24 protein-coding genes are annotated in these 26089 nt (G+C 64.2%); 11 read left to right on the forward strand and 13 right to left on the reverse strand.

The window, feature by feature from the left end; all coding sequences use genetic code 11:
• Nucleotides 1–224: 224 nt before the first annotated feature.
• The 3 genes from AC1MEM_RS05690 (at nt 225) to AC1MEM_RS05700 (ending at nt 3964) form a co-directional block, all read left to right on the forward strand.
• Nucleotides 225–983 (forward strand): gamma-glutamyl-gamma-aminobutyrate hydrolase family protein, encoded by a 759-nt coding sequence (locus AC1MEM_RS05690; RefSeq protein ID WP_499475893.1) that lies wholly within the window; start codon nt 225–227, stop codon nt 981–983.
• A gap of 122 nt (nt 984–1105) precedes the next feature.
• On the forward strand, nt 1106–2476 hold the full coding sequence (locus AC1MEM_RS05695; RefSeq protein ID WP_499477575.1) for a glutamine synthetase family protein: 1371 nt from the start codon (nt 1106–1108) through the stop codon (nt 2474–2476).
• A 75-nt stretch (nt 2477–2551) separates the two neighbouring features.
• Entirely contained in the window at nt 2552–3964 is a 1413-nt protein-coding gene (locus AC1MEM_RS05700) for an aspartate aminotransferase family protein (RefSeq protein WP_499477577.1), read from the forward strand.
• Nucleotides 3965–4102: 138 nt separating this feature from the next.
• Here the strand turns inward: AC1MEM_RS05700 and AC1MEM_RS05705 are convergent, their stop codons facing one another.
• Nucleotides 4103–5563 (reverse strand): high affinity choline transporter 1, encoded by a 1461-nt coding sequence (locus tag AC1MEM_RS05705; protein ID WP_499475895.1) that lies wholly within the window; start codon nt 5561–5563, stop codon nt 4103–4105.
• Nucleotides 5564–5695: 132 nt separating this feature from the next.
• On the opposite strand from AC1MEM_RS05705, the gene AC1MEM_RS05710 reads away from it, so the two are divergent.
• Both AC1MEM_RS05710 and AC1MEM_RS05715 read left to right on the forward strand, forming a co-directional pair.
• Complete coding sequence (locus tag AC1MEM_RS05710; RefSeq protein ID WP_499475897.1) at nt 5696–7183, forward strand: aldehyde dehydrogenase; 1488 nt, start codon at nt 5696–5698, stop codon at nt 7181–7183.
• Nucleotides 7184–7312: 129 nt separating this feature from the next.
• On the forward strand, nt 7313–8638 hold the full coding sequence (locus tag AC1MEM_RS05715) for a glutamine synthetase family protein (protein WP_499477578.1): 1326 nt from the start codon (nt 7313–7315) through the stop codon (nt 8636–8638).
• Between the two features lie 153 nt (nt 8639–8791).
• Here AC1MEM_RS05715 and thpR read toward each other — a convergent pair whose 3' ends face one another.
• The 7 genes from thpR to hda all read right to left on the reverse strand — a co-directional run bounded on the left by thpR (nt 8792) and on the right by hda (nt 13880).
• Complete coding sequence (thpR, locus tag AC1MEM_RS05720; RefSeq protein ID WP_499475898.1) at nt 8792–9304, reverse strand: RNA 2',3'-cyclic phosphodiesterase; 513 nt, start codon at nt 9302–9304, stop codon at nt 8792–8794.
• A 10-nt stretch (nt 9305–9314) separates the two neighbouring features.
• The gene (gene panB, locus AC1MEM_RS05725) at nt 9315–10172 is read right to left on the reverse strand and encodes a 3-methyl-2-oxobutanoate hydroxymethyltransferase (RefSeq protein ID WP_499475899.1); all 858 of its coding nucleotides are present in this window, start codon (nt 10170–10172) and stop codon (nt 9315–9317) included.
• Nucleotides 10173–10248: 76 nt separating this feature from the next.
• Nucleotides 10249–10596, reverse strand: a complete 348-nt coding sequence (locus AC1MEM_RS05730) for a DMT family protein (protein WP_499475900.1) — start codon at nt 10594–10596, stop codon at nt 10249–10251.
• Nucleotide 10597: 1 nt separating this feature from the next.
• Entirely contained in the window at nt 10598–11071 is a 474-nt protein-coding gene (gene folK, locus AC1MEM_RS05735; RefSeq protein WP_499475902.1) for a 2-amino-4-hydroxy-6-hydroxymethyldihydropteridine diphosphokinase, read from the reverse strand.
• Nucleotides 11068–12492, reverse strand: coding sequence for a polynucleotide adenylyltransferase PcnB (gene pcnB, locus AC1MEM_RS05740; RefSeq protein ID WP_499475903.1), 1425 nt, complete (start codon nt 12490–12492; stop codon nt 11068–11070). Before pcnB ends, folK begins: the two co-directional genes overlap by 4 nt.
• On the reverse strand, nt 12485–13159 hold the full coding sequence (locus tag AC1MEM_RS05745) for an HAD family hydrolase (protein WP_499475904.1): 675 nt from the start codon (nt 13157–13159) through the stop codon (nt 12485–12487). The genes pcnB and AC1MEM_RS05745 overlap by 8 nt, the downstream gene beginning before the upstream one ends.
• On the reverse strand, nt 13152–13880 hold the full coding sequence (gene hda / locus AC1MEM_RS05750) for a DnaA regulatory inactivator Hda (RefSeq protein ID WP_499475905.1): 729 nt from the start codon (nt 13878–13880) through the stop codon (nt 13152–13154). The genes AC1MEM_RS05745 and hda overlap by 8 nt, the downstream gene beginning before the upstream one ends.
• 306 nt (nt 13881–14186) lie before the next feature.
• Here hda and purM point away from each other — a divergent pair, with 306 nt between their 5' ends.
• Nucleotides 14187–15230, forward strand: coding sequence for a phosphoribosylformylglycinamidine cyclo-ligase (gene purM / locus AC1MEM_RS05755; RefSeq protein WP_499475906.1), 1044 nt, complete (start codon nt 14187–14189; stop codon nt 15228–15230).
• A gap of 173 nt (nt 15231–15403) precedes the next feature.
• On the opposite strand, the gene AC1MEM_RS05760 is transcribed toward purM, so the two are convergent.
• The 5 genes from AC1MEM_RS05760 to AC1MEM_RS05780 form a co-directional block, all read right to left on the reverse strand.
• Nucleotides 15404–16618, reverse strand: coding sequence for a 6-phosphofructokinase (locus AC1MEM_RS05760; RefSeq protein ID WP_499475907.1), 1215 nt, complete (start codon nt 16616–16618; stop codon nt 15404–15406).
• A gap of 307 nt (nt 16619–16925) precedes the next feature.
• Nucleotides 16926–18974, reverse strand: coding sequence for a sodium:solute symporter family protein (locus tag AC1MEM_RS05765; RefSeq protein ID WP_499475908.1), 2049 nt, complete (start codon nt 18972–18974; stop codon nt 16926–16928).
• Nucleotides 18971–19309, reverse strand: coding sequence for a DUF4212 domain-containing protein (locus tag AC1MEM_RS05770; protein ID WP_499475909.1), 339 nt, complete (start codon nt 19307–19309; stop codon nt 18971–18973). The genes AC1MEM_RS05765 and AC1MEM_RS05770 overlap by 4 nt, the downstream gene beginning before the upstream one ends.
• On the reverse strand, nt 19299–20834 hold the full coding sequence (locus AC1MEM_RS05775) for a sensor histidine kinase N-terminal domain-containing protein (protein ID WP_499475910.1): 1536 nt from the start codon (nt 20832–20834) through the stop codon (nt 19299–19301). The genes AC1MEM_RS05770 and AC1MEM_RS05775 overlap by 11 nt, the downstream gene beginning before the upstream one ends.
• Entirely contained in the window at nt 20831–21541 is a 711-nt protein-coding gene (locus tag AC1MEM_RS05780) for a response regulator transcription factor (protein ID WP_499475911.1), read from the reverse strand. The genes AC1MEM_RS05775 and AC1MEM_RS05780 overlap by 4 nt, the downstream gene beginning before the upstream one ends.
• Nucleotides 21542–21851: 310 nt before the next feature.
• Between AC1MEM_RS05780 and recA the strand changes: the two genes are divergently transcribed.
• The 5 genes from recA (at nt 21852) to sucC (ending at nt 26076) form a co-directional block, all read left to right on the forward strand.
• A complete protein-coding gene (gene recA, locus AC1MEM_RS05785) occupies nt 21852–22934 on the forward strand; it encodes a recombinase RecA (protein WP_499475913.1) in 1083 nt (360 codons plus the stop codon).
• 73 nt (nt 22935–23007) lie between these two features.
• Nucleotides 23008–23469 carry a recombination regulator RecX gene (gene recX, locus AC1MEM_RS05790; RefSeq protein WP_499475914.1) on the forward strand — a complete coding sequence of 154 codons (462 nt, stop codon included), beginning with the start codon at nt 23008–23010 and terminating at the stop codon, nt 23467–23469.
• Between the two features lie 170 nt (nt 23470–23639).
• Nucleotides 23640–23999: a hypothetical protein gene (locus AC1MEM_RS05795; RefSeq protein ID WP_499475916.1), complete on the forward strand. Its 360-nt coding sequence runs from the start codon at nt 23640–23642 to the stop codon at nt 23997–23999.
• A 282-nt stretch (nt 24000–24281) separates the two neighbouring features.
• Entirely contained in the window at nt 24282–24845 is a 564-nt protein-coding gene (locus AC1MEM_RS05800) for a DUF2889 domain-containing protein (RefSeq protein WP_499477579.1), read from the forward strand.
• 61 nt (nt 24846–24906) lie between these two features.
• On the forward strand, nt 24907–26076 hold the full coding sequence (gene sucC, locus AC1MEM_RS05805) for an ADP-forming succinate--CoA ligase subunit beta (protein ID WP_499475917.1): 1170 nt from the start codon (nt 24907–24909) through the stop codon (nt 26074–26076).
• The last annotated feature ends 13 nt before the right edge of the window (nt 26077–26089 follow it).

The following is a 26089-nucleotide window of genomic DNA, read 5'->3' on the forward strand; positions in this document are numbered from 1 at the left end:
CATCACCGTTCTTTTGCCGGGCTTTGCTCGTTGCCCGGCCGTTCGTGTTGGCATGCTTCTTTGGTTAACGTTACCCTTTTGTTATGAAACCGCAGATTTATTAGCAGATCGCCACGGTGCTTGCGAGGTATAAGCGCCGAGTTTGATCTGGATTAATGGCCTATCGCGCTCGGACCAGATTGCTCGTATGATGGTCCCAGTGCGCCCACGACAAGGTAGATACCATGCGCCCCATCGTAATCGTTCCAGCATGCACGCGTGACTTCGGCGAACACCCGTATCACGCGGCCCAGCACAAGTATGTCGACGCCATCGTCCTTGGCGCCGACTGCGCTCCCATGATCCTGCCGTCCCTCGGCAAGGATCTCGACCTGGAGACGATGCTGCAACTGTGCGATGGGATCATGCTCACCGGTTCGGCCTCGAACGTCCACCCCAGCTATTACTCGGAAGAAGTGCTCGACCCGTCGCTGCCGCAAGATCCGGCGCGCGACGAAACGACCTTGCCGCTGATCCGGGCGGCGGTTGGACGGGGCATTCCGATCATTGCGATCTGCCGCGGTTTCCAGGAGATGAACGTGGCCCTGGGCGGCTCGCTGCACCAGGCGGTGCAAATGGTAGAAGGAAAGTTCGACCACCGCGAAAACCCCGAACTTGGCATGGATGAGCAATACGGCGATGCCCACAAGATCCTGCTGACCCCGGGCGGCATGCTCCATGGGATCGTCGGCGCCGACGAAATTCCCGTCAATTCGCTGCACGGGCAGGGCGTCAACGAACTGGCGCCGGGACTGGTCACCGAAGCGACCGCCGAAGATGGTTTAGTGGAGGCATTCTCGGTCGGTGCCGCCCCCGGTTTTACCCTGGCGGTGCAGTGGCATCCGGAGTGGCGCATTACGCACAATCCGTATTCCATGAAGATGTTCGGCGCCTTCGGCCAGGCTTGCCGCGACTATCGCGCCAAAAAACAGGGACGCCCATGACCGCCTGCACAAATCGCGCAGCGCGGTGGGCAGCGCGCGCCGTTCCTTAGTTTGCCTCGTTCTCTCCCCCCGTGCAGGACGCGTGTTGCGTCCTTGCGACCATGAACAACAGAGAGGCAATGATGGCAATCCGCGAAAATTTTTCTTACACCGACATGGACGAGTGGCTCAATGCCAAGCGCGTCACCGAAATCGAATGCCTGGTTCCCGACCTGACCGGCGTTGCCCGCGGCAAGATCCTGCCCCGGGTTAAATTTACCGAAGAGCGCGGCATGCGCCTGCCGGAAGCCGTGCTCGGCATGACCGTCACCGGCAATTCCCCGATCGGCGACGACGCCTACGACAAGGCCATTTCCAGCACCGACCGCGACATGATCTTAAAAGCCGACCCGACCACCATCACGATGGTGCCGTGGGCGGTCGATCCGACCGCGCAGGTGATCCACGACTGTTATTTTGCTGACGGCACGCTGGTCGACTTCGCCCCGCGCTCGGTGCTGCGCCGGGTACTCAAGTTGTACGAGGAAAAGGGCTGGAAGCCGCTGGTCGCGCCCGAGCTCGAGTTTTACCTGACCGCGAAAAACATCGACCCGGACCTGCCGCTGGCCGCGCCGATCGGCCGCAGCGGCCGCGCCGAAACCAGCCGCCAGGTCTACAGCATCGACGCCGTCAACGAATTCGATCCGCTGTTCGAGGACATCTACGATTACTGCGACCTGATGAACCTCGACGTCGACACCCTGATCCACGAGATCGGCGCCGGCCAGATGGAAATCAATTTCCAGCACGGCGATCCGCTGGGCCTGGCCGACAAGGTGTTTTACTTCAAGCGCACGCTGCGCGAAGCGGCGCTGAAGCACGACATGTACGCCACCTTCATGGCCAAGCCGATGGCGGGCGAGCCGGGTTCGGCGATGCACGTGCACCAGAGCGTGGTCGATGCCGAAACGGGACGCAATATCTTCAGCAATGCCGACGGCAGCGAATCGAAGCTGTTCCAGCAATACATCGGCGGCCTGCAGCGCTACATGCCTTCGGCGATGGCGATCGTCGCGCCCTACGTCAATTCCTACCGCCGCATCGTGCGCCACACGGCCGCGCCGATCAACCTGCAGTGGGGCATCGACAACCGCACGGTCGGCTTCCGGGTGCCCGTCTCGGGCGCGCAGGACCGGCGCATCGAGAACCGCATCATCGGCGCCGACGCCAACCCCTATCTCGCCCTGGCGGTGACCCTGGCCTGCGGCTACCTCGGCATGGTCGACGCGCTCGCGCCGACTCCGATCGTCGAGGGCAGCGCCTATAAAATGCCGGTCGAACTGCCGCAAGGCCTGCCCGAAGCGCTGCACCACCTGCGCGGCGAGACGCGCTTGCGCGAAGTGCTGGGCGACCGTTTCATCGATGTGTATTCCGCGATCAAGGAACTCGAGCACCAGGAGTTCATGACCGTGATCAGCCCATGGGAACGCGAACACCTGTTATTGCACGTCTGACCAACCAGGGTTTTTTCAAACCAAAAACGAGGTGCCATCATGGCAACCGACGACACGGCGGTCCTTGCCGCCAGCATGACTTCCCTGGGCCCACCTGGCGTGGCGGCGTTCGACACGCGCGCCATCCAGGAGCTTGACGCGGCCCACTTCCTGCATCCCTTCACCGACCACGCCGCGCTCCGCACCAGGGGCGCGCGCGTGATCGTGCGCGGACAGGGCGTCCACTTGTGGGATTCCGAAGGCCAGCAGCTGATCGACGGCATGTCGGGACTGTGGTGCGTGAACGTGGGCTATGGCCGCACCTCCATCTCGCAAGCCGTGTACCGCCAGATGGAAACGCTGCCCTTCTATAACAGTTTTTTCAACACCACCAATATCCCGGCCGTGGACCTGGCGGCCGAACTGGTCGCGCTCGCGCCGCCCCAGTTCAGCCACGTGTTCTTTACCGGCTCCGGCTCGGAAGCGAACGACACCATCGTGCGCATGGTGCGGCGCTACTGGGACATCCTCGGGCAGCCGGAGCGCCAGGTCATCATCAGCCGCCAGAACGCCTATCACGGCAGCACGATGGCGGGCGCCTCGCTGGGCGGCATGGCGGGCATGCACGCCCAGGGCGGCTTGCCGATTCCGGGCATCCGCCACATCGGCCAGCCGAACTACGCCGAACACGGCCAGGGCCTGAGCGAAAACGCGTTTGGACTGGTGGCGGCGGGCTGGCTGGAAGACGCGATCCTGGCCCTCGGAGCGGACAAGGTGGCCGCCTTCATCGGCGAACCGGTGCAGGGCGCGGGCGGCGTCATCATCCCGCCGCCGACCTACTGGCCGGAAGTGCAGCGCATCTGCGACAAGTATGGCGTGCTGCTGGTGGCCGACGAAGTCATCTGCGGCTTCGGGCGGCTCGGCACCTGGTTCGGTTCCGAACTGATGGGAATACGGCCCGACCTGATCAGCTTTGCCAAGGGCGTGACCTCCGGCTATGTGCCGCTTGGTGGCGTGCTGGTGGGGAAACGCGTGGCGCACGCGCTGGTGGAGCAGGGCGGCGATTTCAACCACGGTTTTACGTATTCCGGGCACCCGGTCGCCTGCGCCGCCGCGCTGGAAAACCTGCGCATCCTGCGCGAGGAGCGGTTGATAGAGAACGTGGCGCTGGAGACCGGGCCGCATTTGAAGGCGGCGTTCAACGCGCTGGCAACGCATCCGCTGGTCGGTCACGCCGAGAGTTGCGGCATGGTGGCGGGGCTGAACCTGGTGCGGGTGAAGGGGGCGAGCGTACACGATTGCCTGGCCTTCGAGCGCAAACTGCAGGTCGGGATGCTGTGCCGGGGTCACATGTTCGACAACGGCGTCATCATGCGCGCCGTGGGAGATCGAATGATCGTGGCGCCGCCGCTGGTGATGAGCAAGGCGGAGATCGACGAGATGGCGGCGCGGATCCGGGCGTGCCTGGACTTGACGCTGGCCGATGTGCGAGCGCGGGGCTGGATGTAGGGTGGGCGCCCCGTGCCCACGGAACTGTGATCATTGTTGGCACCGTTCACGGCAGAGAGCCAAGGCTAACGTGATGCCGTTTCCGCGCTAACACGGTGCACCATTCCGCGTGGGCACGGGGCGCCCACCCTACGTCGTTCAGGCACTCGCGACGATCGTCTTCGAGCGCTCGGTCCGGTTTTTGAGCACCTGCGGCGCCAGCGAACCAATAAACATCCCCGCAAACGCCGCCAACAAGCCGGCCAGCTGCCCCGGGAATTTTGTACCCAGCGTCGACACCTGCGGGAAGAACAAAATCCACACGACCAGCCCGGCCGCGATCGACACGATCGCGCCCTGGGTCGTCGCGCGCTTCCAGTACAGCCCCATCACCAGCGGCACGAAGGCGGCGACCAGGGTCACCTGGTAGGCCGACGATACCAGTTCATAGATCGACGTGCCTTCCATCGCGATCGCGTAAGTCAGCACCAGCGCCGCGAACAGGACGATGGTCACGCGCATGGCGAACAGCTGCTGCCTGTCGCTCATGCCGGGACGGATATTTTTCAGGATGTTTTCCGTAAAACTGGTCGACGGCGCCAGCAGCGTCGCCGACGAGGTGCTTTTGATCGCCGAGAGCAGGGCGCCGAAGAACAGGATCTGCATCACCAGCGGCATTTTCGTCATGACGAAGGTCGGCAGCAGGCGCTGGTAATCGTTCTTGGCCAAGTCCATGGCGCTGTCGCCCATCACCACCACGGCCGCGGCGACGATGAACATCGGCACGAAGCCGAACAGGATGTAGCTGGCGCCGCCGATCACGGCGCCGGTGCGCGCGGTTGGCGCATCCTTGGCGGACATGACGCGCTGGAACACGTCCTGCTGCGGGATGCTGCCGAACATCATCGTGATGGCCGCGCCGAAGAAGAAGATCATGTCCGTAAACGTCGGCTCCGGCCACAGGCGCCACAGATCGGCGCGCTGCGCCATGCCGAGCACGTGCCCGGCGCCGCCGGCGAGGTCCGCGGCGAAGAAGGCAATGATCGACATGCCGATCACCAGCACGATCATCTGGATGAAGTCGGTCAGCGCGACGGCCAGGAAGCCGCCGACCACAACATAAATCAGCACCGCCAGGGTGCCGATCACCATGCCGACTGCCGGCGCCATCGCGCCGTTGGTCAGCACCGAGAACACCAGGCCGAGCGCCGTGATCTGGGCCGCAACCCAGCCGAGGTAGCTGAGAATAATGGCGACCGAGCAAAAGATCTCGATGCCCTTGCCGTAGCGTTCGCGGTAATAGTCGCCGATCGTGAGCAGGTTGAGTTTATACAGCTTGGTGGCGAAGAACAGGCCGACCAGGATCAGGCAGGTGCCGGCGCCGAAGGGGTCTTCGATGACGGCGTTCAGGCCGCCCTGCACGAAGCGGGCCGGCACGCCCATCACGGTCTCGGCGCCGAACCAGGTGGCGAAAGTCGTGGTAATCACCATGATCAGGGGCAAGCTGCGTCCGGCAACGGCGAAGTCGCTGGTATTCTTGATGCGCGTACCCGCCCAAACCCCCAGCGCCAGCGTGCCCAGCAGGTAGAGCACGACACAGGTAATCAAGGTGTAGTTCATGGTGACGAAGGCTCCGGGAGCGTGAAAAATTATCGGGCGGAAAATCGGCGATTATAGCGGCAGAACTTCGCTGCGGGATGCGGTCGCCTTCGTTTTTCCACGTGTTTTATTCACATTGGAAGGAACACTGGCATGTCAACAACACAATGGCACGGCCGCGCCGCCGAACTCGCGATCGACGCCCGCGCTGTCATCGATGGCAAACGCGTCGACGCCCGCTCCGGTGCGCGTTTCGATTGCCTGTCCCCGGTCGACGGCCGCAAGCTGGCCGAGGCCGCCCGCTGCGATGGCGCCGACGCCGACGCCGCGGTGAGCGCCGCCCGCGCCGCCTTCGAAGACCGGCGCTGGGCCGGCAAGGCGCCCGCCGAACGCAAGAACATCCTGGTCCGCTTCGCCGACCTGATGCTGACCCACCGCGACGAGCTGGCGCTGCTGGAAACCCTCGACATGGGTAAACCGATCCGCTACAGCCGCAGCGTCGACGTGCAGCTCGCGCAGAACTGCATCCGCTGGTATGGCGAAGCGATCGACAAGCTCTACGACCAGGTCGCGCCGACGCCCGAGAGCAGCCTGGCCCTGGTCACGCGCGAGCCGGTCGGCGTGGTCGCGGCCATCATTCCCTGGAACTATCCGATGCTGATGGCGGCCTGGAAGATCGGCCCGGCTTTAGCAAGCGGCAACAGCCTGGTACTGAAACCCTCGGAAAAGGCACCGTTGACCTCGCTCCGGCTGGCGGAACTGGCCGTGGAAGCCGGCGTGCCGCCCGGCGTGTTCAATGTCGTGCCCGGCTTTGGCGAGGAAGCGGGCCGCGCGCTCGGGCTGCACATGGATGTCGACTGCATCGCCTTTACCGGGTCCACCCGCACCGGCAAGCACATCGTGCAAATGGCGGGCCAGTCGAATTTGAAACGCGCCTGGACCGAACTGGGCGGCAAGTCGGCGAATATCGTCTGCGCCGACTGTCCCGACCTCGACGCCGCCGTGGCGGCCGCCATCGGTTCCATCTATTTCAACCAGGGAGAAAGCTGCAACGCACCGTCGCGCCTGTTCGTCGAAGCGTCGATCAAGGATGCCTTCCTCGACAAGGCATTGAAGATGATTCCCGACTTCGCGCCGGGCGACCCGCTCGACGAATCGACCGTGATGGGCGCGATCGTCGACCCGATCCAGATGAAGACCGTGCTCGGCTACATCGAGGCCGGCAAGCGCGAAGGCGCGCGCCTGCTGGTGGGCGGCGCGGCGGCCCGCGTCGACTCCGGCGGCCTGTATATCGAGCCGACCCTGTTCGACGGCGTCGACGCATCGATGCGCATCGCGCGCGAGGAAATCTTCGGGCCGGTGCTGTCGGTCCTGTCGTTCACCAGTCTCGACGAGGCGGTGCGCCAGGCCAACGCCACGCCCTACGGCCTGGCAGCAGGCGTCTGGACGGCGGACCTCGGCAAGGCGATCCGCACTTCCCGGGCGCTGCGGGCCGGCACCGTGCACGTGAACCAGTACGACAACGACGACATCACCGTGCCTTTCGGCGGCTATAAACAATCCGGGAATGGCCGCGACAAGTCGCTGCATGCCTTCGATAAATATACGGAGCTGAAGACGACCTGGATCCAGGTCGGCTAGCCAGGGCCGGCGCGCCCCGTCGCTGGCGGCCATGCTACATTGGCCGGTCCGGAACGCCGGGGAGCCCAGATGAGCGTTGCAGTGCCCGAGCTTATGCCCGATCCCAGGCCCGATCCTGTGCCCGATCCTATGCGCGATTTCCTGCGCGAGCACAGCATCCATGAGGTCGAATGCGTCATTCCCGACATGACCGGGATCGCACGCGGCAAGATCCTGCCGAAGGATTTATTTCTCGGCGGCGAACACATGCGCCTGCCGAAGAGCGTCCTGCTCAATACCGTCAACGGCGAGCAGCCGAACAATCTGCCGTATGTCGGCGCGACCGACCCCGACATGGTCTGCGTGCCCGACGCGGCGACGATGCGCGTCGTGCCCTGGGCCTCGGAATCGGTGGCGCTGGTGATCCACGACTGCGTGAACTTCGACGGCTCCCCGGTCGAGCTCGCTCCTCGGTCCGTGCTGCGCCGCGTGCTCGCGCTGTATGCCGCGCGCGGCTGGCGGCCGGTGGTGGCGCCCGAAATGGAGTTTTACCTGGTCGCCCGCAACGTCGACCCGCACGTTCCCCTGATGCCGCCGATGGGCCGCAGCGGCATGCCCGAACTCGGCCGCCAGTCTTATTCCATCGACGCCGTCAACGATTTCGATCCGTTTTTCCTGGAGCTGTCCGCCTTCTGTAAAACCCATGCGCTGGGCGTCGAAACCCTGATCCACGAAGCCGGGGCCGGGCAGATGGAAATCAATTTTGCGCATGGCGACGCGCTGGAACTGGCCGACCGCGTCTTCCTCTTCAAGCGCGCCGTGCGCGAGACGGCGCTGCGCCACGGCATCTTCGCCACCTTCATGGCGAAACCGATGGAAACCGAGCCCGGCAGCGCGATGCACGTGCACCAGAGCGTGGTCGACGCGGCCAGCGGCGACAACATTTTCACACGGCCCGACGGTGGGCCGAGTCCGCTCTTTTTCCATTTCATTGGTGGCCTGGAACGCTATGTGCCGTCGGCGCTGCTGATGTTCGCGCCGCACGTGAATTCCTACCGGCGCCTGTCGCGCTTCCAGTCGGCGCCGACCAATGTGCGCTGGGGCTACGACAACCGCACCTGCGGCATCCGCGTGCCGAACTCGTCGCCCGAGAACCGGCGCGTCGAAAACCGGGTGCCGGGCGTGGACGTGAATCCCTATCTCGCCATGGCGGCCACGCTCAGCTGCGGCTACCTCGGCATGACGGAAGGCATCGAACCGTCCGCGCCGACGAGCGACAGTGCCGAGCACATCCACGACGACCTGCCGCGCAACCTGGAAGACGCCATCCTGCGCATGCGCCAGTGCCCGCCGCTATCGAACATGCTGGGAGACTTGTTCGTGCAGGCCTTCTGCGAAGTGAAGGAACTGGAGTTTGCGACCTTCAGCCGCGTGATCAGCTCGTGGGAGCGGGAGCACCTGATGCTGTTGGTGTAGTCGCCCGGATTCCTGGCAACGATGATCGTGCGCGGTGACCAGCTGCGATACGTAGGGTGGACTCTTGAGTCCACGCGGTGATAGGTACAGGCTCCGATTTCGTGCTCGATGATCTCGCCGTCAGGTATCACCGCGTGGACTCAAGAGTCCACCCTACGAAAAGCGCTGAATCACCGTATAGCCGCCACCATTCCCCGGTTTCGACTCCACCAGCGCATAGCCATCGATCTTCCAGGCCAGTGGCTCGGCCTCGGCCGGCACGACGGCATTGTTGGCGCGCCGCGCCAGCGTCACGTGAGGACGATATTTGCGTGCTTCGGGCTCCAGGCCGAGGGCGACCAGGGCGGAAGAGAGGTTCGCGTGCAGTTCCAGCAGCTCGGGCGGTTCCTCGTGCGGTTCCAGCACGGCGACCCCATGCGGCCACAGCTTGGGCACGCCGATCGACAAGGTAAATGGCGTAAACGGTACGGAAAAGCCGCGCTGCAGCTCGGGCACCCGCTCGCTCGGGATCTCGCCGAGAAAATGCAGCGTCATGTGCAGCTTGTCGGTATGGACGGGACTGGCGCCGCGCGGCCAGTCCCAGGCGTCGCGCCGTTCGCGCAGCGCGTGGCGGATCGGGGGATCCGGCCACAGTGCCAGGAACAATCGGGTGCTCGGAGCGCCCATTGTCTCTCCCTTAGAAACAGTGTTCCTGCGCCGGGAAACTGCCGTCCTTCACGCCGTCCACATACGCGCGCACGGCGCCTTCGATGCTGGTTTGCCCCTCCATGAAATTCTTCACGAAGCGCGCCTTGTGGCCTGGGAAGACGCCCAGCATGTCGTGCATGACCAGCACCTGGCCCGAGCAGTCGGGACCGGCGCCGATGCCGATCGTCGGCACTTGCAGCAGTTCGGTGGTGGCCTTGCCCAGCGCCGCCGGCACCGCTTCCAGCAGCACGATGGCGGCACCCGCGGCTTGCAGGGCCAGTGCATCATCTTTGAGGCGTTCGGCGCCCGCGTCGGTCTTGCCCTGCACCTTGAAACCGCCCAGTTGATGGACGAATTGCGGCGTCAGGCCGATGTGGGCGCAGACCGGGATACCGCGCTCGGACAGGAAAGCGACGGTCTCGGCCAGCCAGGCGCCGCCTTCGATTTTCACCATCTGGGCGCCGGCGCGCATCAGCGCGGCCGAGCTTTCGAAGGCGATCTCTTTGGTGGCATAGCTGCCGAAGGGCAGGTCGGCCACGATCAGGGCGTTCTTGTTGCCGCGTGCAACCGAGGCCGTGTGGTAGACCATGTCGGCCAGCGTCACCGGCAGCGTCGAGCTATGGCCGGCGCAGACCATGCCGAGCGAGTCGCCGATCAGCAGGATGTCGACGCCGCAGCGGTCCATCAGGGACGCGAAGCTGGCGTCGTAGCAGGTCAGCATGGCGATCTTTGTGCCGGCCGCGCGCATCGCCTGCAGCGCGGGAATCGTCACGGCTTTCGCTACCGGCTTGGCCGGCGCCGGTGCGTCCTTGCCCGTCATTTCCTTGCCCTGCAAATAAGCGCTCATGGTGATCCTTTTGAAAACAATTAATTCGACGGCGTAGTGTAATGCGGCGGCAGAAATCCTGCCGGCGATGCCAATTTCAGCTGCGGAAAATGAAGTACACCGCGCCGACCAGGCACAGCGCCGCCCAGATGTAGTCGAGCTTGAACGGCTGGTCCATGTAGAGCATGGCGAAGGGCACGAACACGGTCAGGGTGATCGCTTCCTGCATGATCTTCAGCTGGGCCAGGCTGTACTGGGTGGCGCCGATGCGGTTGGCCGGCACCTGCAGCAGGTATTCGAACAGGGCGATGCCCCAGCTCACCAGGGCGGCGATATACCAGGCGCGCGTGCCCAGGCTTTTCAGGTGCCCGTACCAGGCGAAGGTCATGAAGATGTTCGACAGCAGCAACAGGCCTGCGGTCTGGAAGAAAACGGGGATCTGCATGTCAGTCGAGGCGGGCAACGGCCTGGCCGGCCACGTTTGCTAAAAAATCGGCGGCGCGGCCGCGGCCCGGAATCACCGTTTCCGGCGCCACTTCCAGCAGCGGCGCCAGCACGAAGGCGCGTTCGTGCATGCGCGGGTGCGGCACCGTCAGGGCCGGGGTGTCGATGCGCTCGTCGCCGTACAGCAGCAGGTCGAGGTCGAGCGTGCGCGGGGCGTTCAGGTAGGGACGCGCACGGCCGTGCGCCGTTTCGATGGCGTGCAGCGTCGCCAGCAGCACGTGCGCGTCGAGGTCGGTGTCGAGCAGGGCCACGGCATTGATGTAGTCGTCGCCGGAGGCATCGACCGGCGCCGTGCGCCACAGGCTGGACGAGGCCACCAGGCGGCAGCCCGACTGCATGCCCAGGCGCGCCAGCGCGTCGAGGACATTCGCGCGCGCATCGCCCAGGTTGGCGCCGATCCCGATAACAGCGATCATTCCCGGAGGTTGCTCGCGGTCGGTGCTGAATCGATCGAGTCCGCGCTCGAGCCCGCGTTCGATCCCGCGCCTGCATCGGCGCCTTCGCCGCTGCGGTTGCGCGGCCCACGGCGTGGGGCACGTTTCTTCTTTTCGCCGGCGACGGGCGCCGGACGGTTCGCCTGGGTGACCAGGCGTTCGCGTTCGCCCGCTTCGGCTTCATAAAAGGCGGTCCACCACTCGCCGATCTCCATCTCCAGCTCGCCCGACTCGCAGCGCAGCAGCAGGAAGTCGTAGCCGGCGCGGAAGCGCGGGTTTTCCAGCAATTTATACGGCGCTTTGCCGGTGCGGCGTTCGAAGCGCGGCTGCATGGCCCAGATATCGCGCATGTCGGTGGCGATGCGGCGCTGCAGGGCGAGGTTGTCCGTTTGCGTTTCCAGCACGTCGTCGGCGGCCAGGTGCAGGGCCGGGATTGGCGCCTCTCCGGCGGCGCGGTAGGCCGTCCATTTTTCCAGCACCTGGTGCCACAGCAGGGAGGCGAACAGGAAGCCCGGCGAGACGCCCTTGCCGGCTTTGACGCGCGAATCGGTGGATTCGAGCGCCAGCGTGACGAATTTCATGCCGATCGGCTGCTCGAGCACGACGTCGAGCAGCGGCAGCAGGCCGTGGTGCAGGCCGGCCGAGCGCAGTTCCTTCAGGCAGGCCAGTGCGTGGCCCGACAGCAGCAATTTCAGCATCTCGTCGAACACGCGCGCGGCCGGGACGTTGTCGATCAGCGTCGCCATCACGGGAATCGGCGCACGCGTGGCCGGCTCGATGGTAAAGCCGAGTTTCGCCGCGAAACGCACCACGCGCAGCATGCGCACCGGGTCTTCGCGGTAGCGCGCTTCCGGCACGCCGATGATGCGCAGGGTTTTCTCGCGGATGTCGGCGATGCCGCCGTGGTAGTCCAGCACAATCTGGTTGGCCGGATCGTAGTACATCGCATTGATCGTGAAGTCGCGCCGCTCGGCATCCTCGTGCTGGGGGCCGAAGCTGTTGTCGCGCAGGACGCGGCCGTGCTCGTCCTTCGGCGCGTTGTCGCTGCCGTTGCCGCGGAAGGTCGTCACTTCCAGCAGCTCCTGGCCGAACATCACGTGCACGATCTGGAAGCGGCGGCCGATGATGAAGGCGCGGCGGAACAGTTTTTTCACCTGCTCCGGCGTGGCGTCGGTGGCGATATCAAAATCTTTCGGCTTCACGCCCAGCAGCAGGTCGCGCACGGCGCCACCCACGACAAAGGCCTTGAAGCCGGCTTCCTGCAGGGTTTGCGTGAGGCGGATCGCGTTCGGCGACACGAGTTTGGGGTCGATGCCGTGTTCTTCCGGTCCGAGGACGACCGGTTCGGTGGGATCGCGCTCGTCTTTCACGCCAAGGATTTTACGAATGAATTTTTTAATCATTGAAGAGATGGAGTAAAGGCCAGCCTTGGGCTTGTGCGTGGCTGGCGAGCGCGGCGCTCGGGTTGGTCGCGACCGGGTGGGACACGATCGATAGCAGCGGAATGTCGTTGTGCGAATCGCTGTAGAAATGGCTGCTCTCGAAGCTGCCGAACGGGCGGTCCAGGCCTTCCAGCCAGGCGTGCATGTGCGCGATCTTGCCCGGACCGGAGGTCGGCGTGCCGGCCAGTTTCCCGGTCAGCTTGCCCTCGGCGTCAAGGTCCGGCATCGCCGCGATGTGGTGCTCGACGCCGAACAGCTTTGCGATCGGCGCCGTGATGTAATGGTTGGTGGCGGTGATGATCGCCACCAGGTCGCCGGCATCGAGGTGGCGCTGCACCAGCGCCAGCGCCTGCGGGCGCACCGCCGGTTCGATCACCTCGCGCATGTACCGGGCGTGCATGGCGTCGAGTTCGGCGCGTGGAAAACCGGCCAGGGTGCCGAGGGCGAATTCGAGGTATTCGACGGGGTCGAGCCTGCCTTCCTGGTACTGGGCGAAGAAGGCGTCGTTGCGGCGCGCATAGTCGCGTGCGTCGACGGCGCCGATGCGTACCAAAAACTGGCCCCACTCGTAATCCGAGTCGATCGGCAGCAAGGTGTGGTCGAGGTCAAACAGGGCGAGCTTATTCATCGTTTGGTTTCTGACTGCGTGGTTCCGGCTGCGTCGGTTCCGACTGCGCGGCTTCGGCCGGCGGATGTGACAAGAGCAAATCGCGCAGCAGCGGCAGCGTGACCGGGCGCTGGGTTTCGAGCGAATACTGGTCGAGGGCGTCGAGCATCGTCGCCAGCGAGCGCATGTCGCGCTTGAAGTGGGATAACAAATAGGGTAGCACGCTGGCCGACAAGGTCAGGCCGCGCGCCTCGGCCGCTTGCGTCAGGGCGGCGATCTTCTGGTCGTCCGACAGGCCGTGGATCAGGTAAATGAGGCCCCAGCCCATGCGCGTGCGCAGATCTTCGCGCACCGGCAGCACGGCCGGCGGCACCGGGCCGGTGGACACCATGTAGGCGCCGTGTTCGCGGATTTGATTGAACAGGGCGAACGCGTCGATCTGGGCATTCGCCGCCAGGCGGTCGCAGTCGTCGAGCAAATACAGCGAAATGTCCGGGGAATAGACGAAGTCGGCGCCCGGCGCGTCGGCCGCGATGTAGCGCGAATTGGGCGTGGCGGCCAGGGCCTGCAGCAGGTGGGTCTTGCCGGCGCCCGTGTCGCCCCACAGGTAGGCGAAATGCTCGCGCGAAACGCGCTGCGCGAACTGGTGCATCAGGTGCGCCAGTTCGGCATTTTCCCCGACCTGGAAGGTATCGAGGCTGTGCGCCGGCTCGGCGCCTAAATCGAGCACCAGCTGTTTCATGGCGATCGGCTCATCCTGGAAGTGTCATACGCATGCGGCATTATAGGAGCTGCCGGGCTGACAATGGAAACGCACGCATGGCGCGCGCCGGATGACAGGTCCGGAACGCCCGGCGCGGATGCCTTCGGGAGCGCCGGCGCAAGGCTCGGCGGTGTGTGCTCCGGATGGCGGGATGAGGGCATGTTTTTGTTGTTATCTCGGTTGGCGGGTTGGGGCCGGGCCGTTTTGTTAGAATAGCGAATTGACCAAAATCAGCGCTTGATTCAGTCCACGCCTTCTATTTTACCGCCTCCGCTGCCAAATACCATGAGCCAACCATCTAATGTTTCTCTCTCCTATCGCGACGCCGGTGTCGACATCGACGCCGGGGACGCCCTGGTCGAAGCGATCAAGCCGTTAGCCAAGCGCACCATGCGCGAAGGCGTACTCGGCGGAATCGGTGGTTTCGGCGGGCTGTTCGAGATCAGCAAGAAGTTCAAGGAGCCGGTCCTGGTCTCCGGTACCGACGGCGTCGGCACCAAGCTCAAACTCGCCTTCGAGCTGAACCGCCATGACACGGTCGGCATCGACCTGGTCGCGATGAGCGTGAACGACATCCTGGTGCAGGGCGCCGAACCGCTGTTCTTCCTCGACTATTTCGCCTGCGGCAAGCTCGACGTGGCGACGGCGACGGCAGTGGTCAAGGGCATCGCCGAGGGCTGCGAACAGTCCGGCTGCGCGCTGCTCGGCGGCGAGACTGCCGAGATGCCTGGCATGTACCCGGACGGCGAATACGACCTGGCTGGCTTCGCGGTCGGCGCGGTGGAAAAATCGCAGATCATCGACGGCAGCAAGATCGTCCCGGGCGACGTGGTGCTGGGCCTGGCCTCGTCGGGCATCCACTCCAACGGCTATTCGCTGGTGCGCAAGATCATCGAAGTGGCGAAACCCGACCTGGAAGCGGACTTCCACGGGCGCAAGCTGTCGGACGTGTTGATGGCGCCGACCCGCCTCTACGTCAAACCGCTGCTGGCGCTGATGGCCTCGATGGAAGTGAAGGGCCTGGTCCACATCACCGGCGGCGGCCTGGTCGAGAACATCCCGCGCGTGCTGCAGGACAATCTGACGGCCGTGCTCGACGGCAAGTCGTGGACGATGCCGCCGCTGTTCCAGTGGCTGCAGCAGCATGGCGGTGTGGCCGATGCGGAGATGCACCGCGTGTTCAACTGCGGCATCGGCATGACGGTCATCGTCTCGAAAGAGAATGCGGACGCGGCCATGGCGCAATTGCAGGCGGCTGGCGAGACCGTGTACCGCATCGGCGAAATCCGTGCGCGCGAAGAAGGACAGGCCCAGACCGTGGTGCTGTAAGCGGTTTGATGCGATAAAGAAAGGCGCTCCGAGGAGCGCCTTTTTGTTGGAGAAAAAGGCTGGGGTCAGGTCTGACATTCGGACTCCCGCCTTGGCGCGACCTCTGCCTTACTCAGCCTGGCATCGTTGAGGCCGTGTCTAAATGTCAGACCTGACCCCAGCTTTCATTGCGCTCAGCGCGCCAGGATCTTGTCCACCCGCGCCCCGCGCAGCCGGAACGCGTCCGGCATGCCGGATCCGAGCAGCGGGCGGAGGTAAAGCCGGAAGGCATCGGTCACATCGGTGCCGCTCTCGCTGATGAATTCGTCTTCCATCGTGCGCGTCTTGCCGGCGACCTGGTCGAGCGGCAGCAGCTCGTAGTCGACCGAATAGAAACCCGTGCGCCGGATGACGACCGAGCCGTCCCGATCTCCCCACATCGCGAACTGCACCGCCTTCTCTCCGACTTCGCGCGCCTCGCGCTGGTCGACATCCGACACGCAGCCGATGAAGGAGCGCTGCAGGTAGCCGAAAGTGTCGCCGCGCACGCGCTTGATGCCCAATTTCTCCTTGATCTCTTCGCACAGCAGGTCGGCCAGCGCGCCGGTGCCCGACAGTTGCACGTTGCCGTGCGCATCCTTTTCGATGTCTTTGGCCAGCAAGGTCATGATCGGTTCGCCGGCGGCGTCGTGGACGCCTTCGGAGACGGCGATCACGCAACGTCCATACCGTTCGTAAGTCGCCTTCACGTCGGACAGGAAACGTGGCAGGTCGAACACGCGTTCGGGCAGGTAGATCAGGTGAGGACCATCGTCGGGGAACTTTTTGCCGAGGGCCGAGGCGGCCGTCAGGAAGCCCGCGTGGCGCCCCATCACCACGCCGACGTAGATCCCGGGCAGGGCGGCGTTGTCGAGGTTGGCGCCGGCAAAGGCCTGGGCGACAAAGCGCGCGGCCGAGGGGAAGCCCGGCGTGTGGTCGTTGCCGACCAGGTCGTTGTCGATGGTCTTCGGGATGTGGATGCAGCGCAGCGGATAGCCGGCGGCGCGCGCCTCTTCGCTGACGATGCGCACCGTGTCGGCCGAGTCATTGCCGCCGATGTAGAAAAAATGCTCGATCTCGTGGGCGCGCAGGACGTCGAAGATGCTCTGGCAATAGACCATGTCCGGCTTGTCGCGGGTCGAGCCCAGGGCCGAGGAGGGCGTGGCGGCGACCAGTTCGAGGTTGTGGCTGGTTTCCTGGGTCAGGTCGAGGAAGTCCTCGTTGACGATGCCGCGCACGCCGTGCAGGGCGCCGTAGATGCGGGTGACGTTGCGAAAGCGCCGCGCCTCCAGCGTCACGCCGACCATCGACTGGTTGATGACGGCGGTCGGACCGCCTCCTTGTGCAACGAGGATTTTGCCGGACGACATAGAACCTCCTTCACGGGTGGCGGATGAAGTAGGGTCGGCATTTCATGCCCACGCGGTATGGCGTTTGCGGGTCGATATAAATATTTCGACTCTCTGCCGTGGTACAGCGTGGGCATGAATGCCCACCCTACGAGCGTGTGAAAAAATCGCCATGGCTGCGTTGCATCGTCTCGCCGTACCCACGTACTGTCTTCGACGCTGCGTCGGGCGGCCGCATCCCTTGCCCTGACAATTTTTTCACACGCTCTACAAATGCAATTCAGCATAACACTCGCCTGCGGGCGCAGCCATACAGCCCGCATAGGCCCTACTCCGGCGCCCGGATATAGTCCACCAAAGCATCACTCCCCCGCGCCGGCGGCGCCGTCAGCAGGCTGGCGACGACCACCGCCAGCAGCCCCGCCGGCACCCCGAAAATACCCGCCGACATCGGCGCGATATCGAACCACGCCGCATCCATGCGCCCGCCCAGCATCGGATGCACCCGGATCATGTAGTACAGGCAGACCATGAACCCTGCCACCATGCCCGCAATCGCTCCGGCGTGGTTCGCGCGCTTCCAGAACACCCCCAGCACCAGCGCCGGGAACAGCGCCGAGGCCGCCAGCGAAAAGGCGGCGCCGACGAGCGACAAAATGTCGGCCGGCTTTTGCGAGGCGGCATAGGCCGCAATGAAAGCGACCGCCAGCAGCAATAGCTTGGAAATCGTCACCCGTTTCTGGGTCGAGGCGCCGGGGTCGACGATCTTGTAATAAATGTCGTGCGAGAGTGCGTTCGCGATCGCCAGCAGCAGGCCGTCGGCCGTGGACAGCGCCGCCGCCAGGCCGCCGGCCGCGACCAGCCCCGAAATCACATAGGGCAGGCCGCCGATTTCCGGCGTGGCCAGCACCAGCATGTCGCCGTCGATCGCGATTTCCGCCAGCTGCACCAGGCCGTCGCCGTTGATGTCGACCACCTGGATCAGGGGATTGACCTTGTCGATATTCGCCCAGTAGGCAATCCAGGTCGGCAGGGAATTGAAATCGCTGCCGACCAGGCTCGTATAAATGTCGTATTTCGCCAGCACGGCCAGCGCGGGAATGCTCAGGTAGATCAGCAGGATGAAGAACAGGGTCCAGAACACCGAGACCCGGGTCTCATGCACCGAGGGCGTGGTGTACGAGCGCATCAGGATGTGGGGCAGGGCGGCGGTGCCGAACATCAGGCAGAACACGAGCGCGAGAAAATTGTTGCGGCGCGCATTCGATTCCGCTTCGGTCGCGCCGGCGAAAGGCAGCGCATGCGGCTGGGGCGGCTGGGCCCGCACCAGCAGGCGGGCGCGCTGTTCGCGCCAGAGCGCCTCGGCATCGTCCGCCGTCTTCGGGTAGGCCGCCAGCGCCCGCTCGGCACTGCGCACGTCGGCCAGCGACAGGTTGCGCAGGCGCGCCGTGTCGAGCCGGCGTTGCGCTTCGACCTTGCCTTGTTCCCAGGAGGCGGGCAACCCGGCCAGCCGCGCGCCATAGCCGTCGGCCTGCTGCTGGAAGCGGGCGCGCACTTCGTGTTCGCGCGGGTCCGCCGCCAGTTGCGCTTCGCGCTGGGCCAGTTTCGGCAGCACCGAACCGTAGGCCACTTGCGGCAAGGGATTGTCGGCATGTTTTACGGACAACCACATGGTCGGGATCAGGAAGGCGACCAGGATGATGATGTACTGAGCGACCTGCGTCCACGTAATGCCGCGCATGCCGCCCAGGAAGGAGCAGACCAGGATACTGGCCAGGCCGAGGAAAATGCCGACCGAGAAATCGACGCCCGTAAAGCGGGAAGCGATCAGGCCGACGGCATAGATCTGCGCCACGACATAGACGAAGGAGACGATGATGGTGGCGCCGACGGCCAGCGCCCGCACGGGTCCGCCGCGCCCGCCTGCGCCGCCGCCGTAGCGCACGGCAAGGTAGTCGGGGATCGTGTACTGGGCAAATTTGCGCAGGTAGGGCGCGATCAGGAGCGCGACCAGGCAATAGCCGCCGGTCCAGCCCATGATATAGGCAAGGGCGTCGAAGCCGGACAGGTACAGGCCGCCCGCCAGGCTGATGAAGCTGGCCGCCGATATCCAGTCGGCGGCGGTGGCCATGCCGTTGAACATGGCCGGCACGCGGCGTCCTGCAACATAGTATTCGGTCACGTTCGAGGTGCGGCTGACCACGCCGATGGTGGCGTACAGCACGATGGTGGCGAACATGAACAGGTGGCCGATCCACAAGCGCGGCATTCCCTCGTTTTCGAGCACCGTCAGGGCCAGCAGGAAGCCGGCGAAGCAGACGCAGAACCAGGCGTAGTAGCCGGACAGGCGCCGGAAGTAGCGCTTGTTGCCGCTCATGTAGTTACCCCGGCGCCGGCCTCGAGCGAGCGGGCCAGGTCGCGGTCAAAACGGCGCATGCGCCAGGCGTAGACGCCGATGATGGCCAGGCAAATCAGGGATGCCCCTTGCGCCGCCATGTAGAAAGAGAGCGGCCAGCCGAACACGGTTACCCGGGCCAGTTCGCGCGCGAAATAAACCGTGCAGAAACCGGTCGCCAGCCACAGCGCCAGCAGCACGACGGTGAGCCGGCGCGTGCGCTGCCAGTGGCGGGCGCGGGCTGCAACCAGGCGGCGCTGGCGCTGCAGCTCGGCTTCGGGCGAGGGGAGGGAAGGTGGCGCGGGTTCAGGCGGCATCGATGTCGTCGTTGACAGGTGGCGGGAAGGTCAGCCGGAACAGGCTGCCCGGGAATTGGGCCGAATGGCTGCGCGGATTATTAAAAATGTCGACTTCGGCGCCGTGCTGGCCGGCAATCTCGCGCACGATGGCCAGCCCCAGGCCGCTGCCGCTCGCGCTCGAGCCGAGGATGCGGTAGAAGCGTTCGAACACGTGCGGCCGCTCGTGCGGGGCGATGCCGGGGCCGGTATCCTCGACTTCGAGCAGCGCGTAGTCGCCATCGCGGCGTACGCGCACGGTGACGCTGCCGCCGGCCGGGGTGTAGCGCAGCGCGTTGTCGATCAGGTTCGACAGCAGTTCGCGCAGCATCAGCGCGTTGCCGGCAATCGTCACATCTTCGTCCTGCGGCTCGTAGCCGAGGTCGATATGCTGGGCAAACGACGCTTGCACCCAGTCCTGCACCACGCCGCGCGCGAGCGCCGCCAGCTTGATTTCCTCGAAGGCCAGGCCGGCATGCGGCTGGTTTTCGGCGCGCGCCAGGGCCAGCAGCTGGTTCACCAGGCGCGTCGCCGATTCCGAGCTTTTCGCCAATTGTTCCAGCGAACGGTGGATTTCGTCCGGATCAATCTGGCGCAGCGCCAGTTCCGACTGCATGCGCATGCCCGCCAGCGGCGTCTTCATCTGGTGCGCAGCGTCGGCAATGAAACGCTTCTGCATGTCGATGGTCTGGGACAGCCGGCCCAGCATGTCGTTCAAGGAGCCGACCAGGGGCGAAATTTCCTCGGGCACCTGGCGCGAATCGATGGGAGACAGGTCGTCGGAGCTACGCGCGCGGATCCGTTCCTGGAGTTCGGCAAGCGGGGATAAACCGCGCGAGAGGGCGAACCAGACCAGGGCCAGGATGATCGGCAAGATAATGAATTGGGGCAGGATCACGCCCTTGATGATCTCGTTGGCGAGCAGGGCGCGCTTCTCCAGCGTTTCGGCCACCTGCACCAGCGCCTTACGGGGAAAGGCGGGCGAGCTGCTGTCGGGCGGCGCCAGCGGGTCGAGGTTGATGTACAGGTAGGCGACGCGCAAGGGCGTGCCGTGCAGCGCGGCATTGCGAAAGTGCACCGCGCCATCCTTGTCGCCATCGTCTTCCCTCGGGCGCGGCAGTTCGCGGTCGCCGTCCACCTGGCGCCCGGCCGCGTCGAGCACCTGGAAGTACACATTGTCGATGTCGTCGGCGCGCAGGATGTCGCGCGCGCTGCCGGGCAGGCGGGTATTGATGACCCCGTTCTCTTCGCGCACCTGCTGGGCCAGCACCGTGACCCGGTCCTCCAGCGCATGGTCGAAGGGTTGATTGGCGATCGATTTCGCGACCAGGTAAGTGATCGCGATGCTCATCGGCCACAGCAGCAGCAGGGGCGCCAGCATCCAGTCGAGGATTTCGCCGAACAGCGAATGCTGGATGTTTTCTTCCGGCTCGGGATTCGGCGGGACGTAGAGCGGCTCCGGCAGGGGCGCCTCGAACTCGGTCACACCAGCATCACGTTCGTTCACTTGGCGTCGGGGGGCTGCTCGGCGCCGGCACGGGCCGCGTCCGAATATTTTTCGAGGCAATAGCCCAGACCGCGCACGGTGGCGATGCGCACCCCGCCCACCTCGATTTTCTTGCGCAGCCGGTGCACATACACCTCGATGGCGTTGTTCGACACCTCTTCACCCCATTCGCACAGGTGGTCGACCAGCTGCTCCTTCGACACCAGGCGCCCGGTGCGCGCCAGCAGGATTTCCAGCAGGCCCAGTTCGCGCGCGGAGAGGTCGAGCATGTGCTCGTTGATATAGGCGCTGCGCCCGACCTGGTCGTAGACCAGCGGGCCGTGGCGGATCACGGTCGGGCCGCCGCCGGCGCCGCGCCGGGTCAACGCCCGTACCCGCGCCTCGAGTTCGGACAGGGCGAAGGGCTTGGCCATGTAGTCGTCGGCGCCGAGGTCGAGCCCCTCGACGCGCTGCTCGACCGAGTCGGCCGCGGTGAGGATCAGTACGGGCAGCAGGGAAGAGCGGGCGCGCAGGCGGCGCAGCACTTCCAGGCCCGACATTTTCGGCAGCCCGAGGTCGAGGATCAGGAGGTCGAATTCCTGGGTCGAGAGGGCCGTGTCGGCGTCCTGGCCGTTCCGCACGTCGTCGATCGCATAGCCGGACTGGCGCAGCGAGCGCGTCAGCCCGTCCGCGAGTACGCTATCATCTTCCGCAAGCAAAATTCGCATAAGATCACCCTGTTATCGATTAGACCTCCCGGCTACCGCCTGAGGTTGCGAAAAAATCCTCCATGGCGGCGTTGCATCGTCTTGCCGTACTAAGGTACTGTCTTCGACGCTGCTTCGGGGGGGGGCGCATCCCTTACCCTGGAGTTTTTTTCACAACCTCATTGTGTTTGATTTGGCGCAACAATGCGAGCCTTCTGCAACGGTCGGGCAAAATCCCGCTTGCCAAAACCACTGGAGTTTTATACAGTAGTGGCTATTGAAAAGCGTGAGGGTGCCCACACCTTGGTACCTCCAAGACTGAGAGAAAATTATGGACGACAAGAAAGTAGTACACAACGCGGCTGAAAAAGGCAAAGCGCTGGCCGCCGCCCTCGCGCAGATCGAAAAGCAGTTCGGCAAGGGTTCGGTCATGCGGATGGACGCAAACACGCCCGTCGAGGAAGTGCAGACCGTCTCCACCGGCTCGCTGGGCCTGGACATCGCGCTTGGCGTCGGCGGCTTGCCGCGTGGCCGTATCGTGGAAATCTATGGTCCGGAATCGTCGGGTAAAACCACGCTGACCCTGCAGACCATCGCACAAATGCAAAAGCTCGGCGGCACCTGCGCCTTCATCGACGCCGAGCACGCGCTCGACGTGGGTTATGCGCAGAAGCTGGGCATCAAGCTCGACGAACTGCTGATCTCGCAGCCGGACACCGGCGAGCAGGCACTGGAAATTACCGACGCACTCGTGCGTTCGGGTTCGGTCGACCTGGTGGTCATCGACTCGGTGGCGGCACTGACCCCGCGCGCCGAGATCGAAGGCGACATGGGCGATTCGCTGCCGGGCCTGCAAGCGCGTCTGATGTCGCAGGCACTGCGCAAGCTGACCGCGTCGATCAACCGTACGAACACCCTGGTCATCTTCATTAACCAGATCCGTATGAAGATCGGTGTGATGTTCGGCAGCCCGGAAACCACGACCGGCGGTAACGCGCTGAAGTTCTACGCCTCCGTGCGCCTGGACATCCGCCGTACCGGCTCGATCAAGTCGGGTGACGAGGTGATCGGTAATGAAACCAAGGTCAAGGTCGTCAAGAACAAGATCGCGCCACCATTCCGCGAAGCGCACTTCGACATTCTTTATGGAGAAGGCACTTCCCGTGAAGGCGAAATCCTGGATCTTGGCGCCGACAACAAGATCGTGGAGAAGTCCGGTTCGTGGTACAGCTATAACGGCGAACGTATCGGCCAGGGCAAGGACAACGCCCGTCAGTTCTTGAAAGACCGCCCGGCACTGGCGCGCGAAATCGAGAACAAGGTCCGTGCGGCCCTGGGTGTGCGCGAACTGCCGCCGCCAGTCGGTGGCGACGCCGAAGACAAGGCGCCGAAGCTGAAGGCTGTTTCGGAGTAATCGGCTGGGGCGGGGCGGGCCGGTTGTCCTTCAACCTGCAACCCGCGGCCCTATCCGATGAGCTGTATTCGCCATGCGCCAACCAGTATTGAGTCTGAAAGGTCGGGCCCTGCGCTACCTCTCCATGAGGGAGCACAGCCGGCTCGAGCTCAAGCGCAAGCTGGCACGCCATGCGGAGGAGGGCGACGACATCGACGCCCTCCTCGATTTTCTGGAAAAGAACAACTGGCTGTCGCAGGAGCGTTTTGCTGAATCGCTGATTCATCGAAAGGCTGCGCGCTTCGGCAACAGCCGTGTCTTCGCCGAGCTGCAAAGCCATGGCGTCAACGGCGAAGCGCTGGCCGAGCTGAAACCCGGCCTGGCCGAGAGCGAGACCGCCCGCGCGGTCGAGGTCTGGCAGCGCAAGTTTGGCACCGTCGCGCAAGACGCGGCCGAACGCAACAAGCAGATGCGTTTTCTGATGGCCCGCGGCTTTTCGAGCGGCGCCGTACGCACAGCCCTCAAAGGCGCGCCGGAAGAAGACGACGAGTTTTAAGGCTTGCCGCATCCCGGGCGGCCCGTAGCCGTATCAACGCTGTATCCGAACTAAACTAATCTATTTCCCAGGCGCCAGCGTGGAGCGCCATCCAGCGATATGCGCCCGCATATTCCTCAACCCCGGATGACGCTGCACGCTGGCGCTTGTTTGTCGGAGTCATTGTCATTATGAAAACACTCTTCGCAGTCATGCCGATCCTCATCCTCGCCGCCTGCAGCAGGCCGCCAGTCGAGCCAACCGGGACGTATCGGCTTGGCACGGCGGACAAAACCCTGGTGCTTGACGTCCGGGCCAGCGGCGAGTATGTGCTCCAGATCGATGGCCCCGGCGCCATGACCGATGAGATCCGCGGCCGCTGGGAAGACGAACGTGGGAACGGTCCGCACGTCTCGTTCCACGGCCTGGCCTGGCGCGGTACCGAACCCGCAGCGGGTAGTAGCGTCTGGACGACGACTGTTCGCAGCAATGCCGATATCTGCCTCGACGCCGAGGGGCAATCCTGCTTTATCAAGGACGCCGCGGCCTGAGCCGGGGCCTTGCCCACTGGTGAGCCACCACTTTGCGGTCTCCAGCGCAAGCCGCGTGAAGCCGTCGACGCCGACATGGGCAAGCGGGCCACGTTTGCCCGACTGCCGCCCGCCGCGCGTCCGCCTGATCCCCATGTTGCAGTGCAACCCGCCCCCGCCTGTGCTAAACTTTCACGGTTTAAGCAGCGCCGCATGAGCGGTAGTTGCCGCAGAAGCTGCGGTAACGTGCATCAGCACATAGCTGCCACCTTGATTGCCGGTCAATCGGCACATTTGTTTTTTATGCCCCTGTCTTCTCCCACCCCGCGCTCCCTGCGGCATACACGCGCCATTTCCGTCGAAGCGTACGCGCGCGACGATGGCCTGTGGGATCTTGACGCCCGCATCCGCGACATCAAGGCACGCGACATCGTGCTTGCCTCCGGCAACCGTCCTGCCGGCACCGCCGTGCACGACCTGAGCCTGCGCATCACCATCAACCGCGACCTCGAGATCGTCGACGCCGAAGCCGCGTCCGACTCGGTTCCCTACCCCGGTTACTGCGACGTCATCGGCCCGGCGTATAAAAAGCTGGTCGGCCTGTCGCTCATGAAACATTTTCGGCTGCATCTGAAAGACCGCCTCTCGGGCGTGCTCGGTTGCACCCACCTGACTGAATTGGCGCAGGTCTTGCCCACCGCGGCAATCCAGGCCTTCGCCGATGACGCGTTCGAGACACGCAACGCCGCCAATGAGGGCGAGGCTGCGCGTCCGTACGAAATCGACGGCTGCCACGCGCTGCGCGCCGACGGCCCCGCTGTGGCAAAGTATTACCCGCGCTGGGTAATCAAGGCCGTACAGGGTTGATATTGATGTCGAAGTTTCCAATTAACGTAGCTAAATCAGTAACAGAAGAAGGGAAGCCAGCATGAAAATCCATGAGTATCAGGGCAAAGAAATCCTCCGAAAGTTCGGAGTGACGGTTCCGCGCGGCATTCCGTGCATGTCGGTCGACGAAGCCGTCAAGGCAGCTGAAGAGCTCGGCGGCCCGGTCTGGGTGGTCAAGGCCCAGATCCATGCTGGCGGCCGTGGTAAAGGCGGCGGCGTGAAGGTTGCCAAGTCGCTGGAACAAGTCCGCGAATACGCGGAACAGATCATGGGCATGCAGCTGGTCACGCACCAGACCGGCCCTGAAGGCCAGAAAGTGCGTCGCCTGCTGGTCGAAGAAGGCGCCGACATCAAGAAGGAACTGTACGTCTCGATGGTCACCGACCGCATTTCGCAGCGCGTCGTGCTGATGGCCTCCTCGGAAGGCGGCATGGACATCGAAGAAGTCGCACACAGCAACCCGGAAAAAATCCACTCGATCGCGATCGACCCATCGGTCGGCCTGACCGACGCCGAAGCGGACGAGATCTCGACCAAGATCGGCGTGCCTGCCGAATCGCTGGCCGACGCCCGCGTACAACTGAAGGGCCTGTACAAGGCGTACTGGGAAACCGACGCGTCGCTGGCTGAAATCAACCCGCTGATCCTGACCGGTTCGGGCAAGGTCATCGCCCTCGACGCGAAGTTCAACTTCGACTCGAACGCGCTGTTCCGCCAGCCGGAAATCGTCGCCTACCGCGACCTGGACGAAGAAGATCCAGCCGAAGTCGAAGCATCGAAGTTCGACCTCGCCTACATTTCGCTCGACGGCAACATTGGCTGCCTCGTGAACGGCGCCGGCCTGGCCATGGCCACCATGGACACCATCAAGCTGTTCGGCGGCGAGCCGGCCAACTTCCTGGACGTGGGCGGCGGTGCGACGGCTGAGAAAGTCACCGAAGCATTCAAGATCATGTTGAAGAACCCAGGCCTGAAAGCCATCCTGGTCAACATCTTCGGCGGCATCATGCGTTGCGACGTCATCGCCGAAGGCGTGATCACCGCATCGAAAGCTGTCTCGCTGCAAGTGCCGCTGGTCGTCCGCATGAAGGGCACCAACGAAGACCTGGGCAAGAAGATGCTGGCCGACTCCGGTCTGCCGATCATCGCTGCCGATACGATGGAAGATGCAGCCAAGGCCGTCGTCGCCGCTGCAGCTGGTAAAGCCTAATTCAAGGAATAAA

The sequence above is a fragment of the Telluria sp. AIW5 genome, from assembly GCF_056680575.1.

Coding starts and splice junctions, on each gene's coding strand:
- AC1MEM_RS05690 (WP_499475893.1), top strand. CDS start 225: ATGCGCCCCATCGTAATCGTTCCAGCATGCACGCGTGACTTCGGCGAA.
- pcnB (WP_499475903.1), bottom strand. CDS start 12,492: ATGATTAAAAAATTCATTCGTAAAATCCTTGGCGTGAAAGACGAGCGC.
- AC1MEM_RS05765 (WP_499475908.1), bottom strand. CDS start 18,974: ATGAGCGGCAACAAGCGCTACTTCCGGCGCCTGTCCGGCTACTACGCC.
- AC1MEM_RS05745 (WP_499475904.1), bottom strand. CDS start 13,159: ATGAATAAGCTCGCCCTGTTTGACCTCGACCACACCTTGCTGCCGATC.
- recA (WP_499475913.1), top strand. CDS start 21,852: ATGGACGACAAGAAAGTAGTACACAACGCGGCTGAAAAAGGCAAAGCG.
- recX (WP_499475914.1), top strand. CDS start 23,008: ATGCGCCAACCAGTATTGAGTCTGAAAGGTCGGGCCCTGCGCTACCTC.
- panB (WP_499475899.1), bottom strand. CDS start 10,172: ATGAGCGCTTATTTGCAGGGCAAGGAAATGACGGGCAAGGACGCACCG.
- hda (WP_499475905.1), bottom strand. CDS start 13,880: ATGAAACAGCTGGTGCTCGATTTAGGCGCCGAGCCGGCGCACAGCCTC.
- AC1MEM_RS05800 (WP_499477579.1), top strand. CDS start 24,282: ATGCCCCTGTCTTCTCCCACCCCGCGCTCCCTGCGGCATACACGCGCC.
- thpR (WP_499475898.1), bottom strand. CDS start 9,304: ATGGGCGCTCCGAGCACCCGATTGTTCCTGGCACTGTGGCCGGATCCC.
- AC1MEM_RS05760 (WP_499475907.1), bottom strand. CDS start 16,618: ATGTCGTCCGGCAAAATCCTCGTTGCACAAGGAGGCGGTCCGACCGCC.
- AC1MEM_RS05770 (WP_499475909.1), bottom strand. CDS start 19,309: ATGCCGCCTGAACCCGCGCCACCTTCCCTCCCCTCGCCCGAAGCCGAG.
- AC1MEM_RS05780 (WP_499475911.1), bottom strand. CDS start 21,541: ATGCGAATTTTGCTTGCGGAAGATGATAGCGTACTCGCGGACGGGCTG.
- folK (WP_499475902.1), bottom strand. CDS start 11,071: ATGATCGCTGTTATCGGGATCGGCGCCAACCTGGGCGATGCGCGCGCG.
- AC1MEM_RS05700 (WP_499477577.1), top strand. CDS start 2,552: ATGACTTCCCTGGGCCCACCTGGCGTGGCGGCGTTCGACACGCGCGCC.
- AC1MEM_RS05730 (WP_499475900.1), bottom strand. CDS start 10,596: ATGCAGATCCCCGTTTTCTTCCAGACCGCAGGCCTGTTGCTGCTGTCG.
- AC1MEM_RS05710 (WP_499475897.1), top strand. CDS start 5,696: ATGTCAACAACACAATGGCACGGCCGCGCCGCCGAACTCGCGATCGAC.
- AC1MEM_RS05695 (WP_499477575.1), top strand. CDS start 1,106: ATGGCAATCCGCGAAAATTTTTCTTACACCGACATGGACGAGTGGCTC.
- sucC (WP_499475917.1), top strand. CDS start 24,907: ATGAAAATCCATGAGTATCAGGGCAAAGAAATCCTCCGAAAGTTCGGA.
- AC1MEM_RS05705 (WP_499475895.1), bottom strand. CDS start 5,563: ATGAACTACACCTTGATTACCTGTGTCGTGCTCTACCTGCTGGGCACG.
- AC1MEM_RS05795 (WP_499475916.1), top strand. CDS start 23,640: ATGAAAACACTCTTCGCAGTCATGCCGATCCTCATCCTCGCCGCCTGC.
- purM (WP_499475906.1), top strand. CDS start 14,187: ATGAGCCAACCATCTAATGTTTCTCTCTCCTATCGCGACGCCGGTGTC.
- AC1MEM_RS05715 (WP_499477578.1), top strand. CDS start 7,313: ATGCGCGATTTCCTGCGCGAGCACAGCATCCATGAGGTCGAATGCGTC.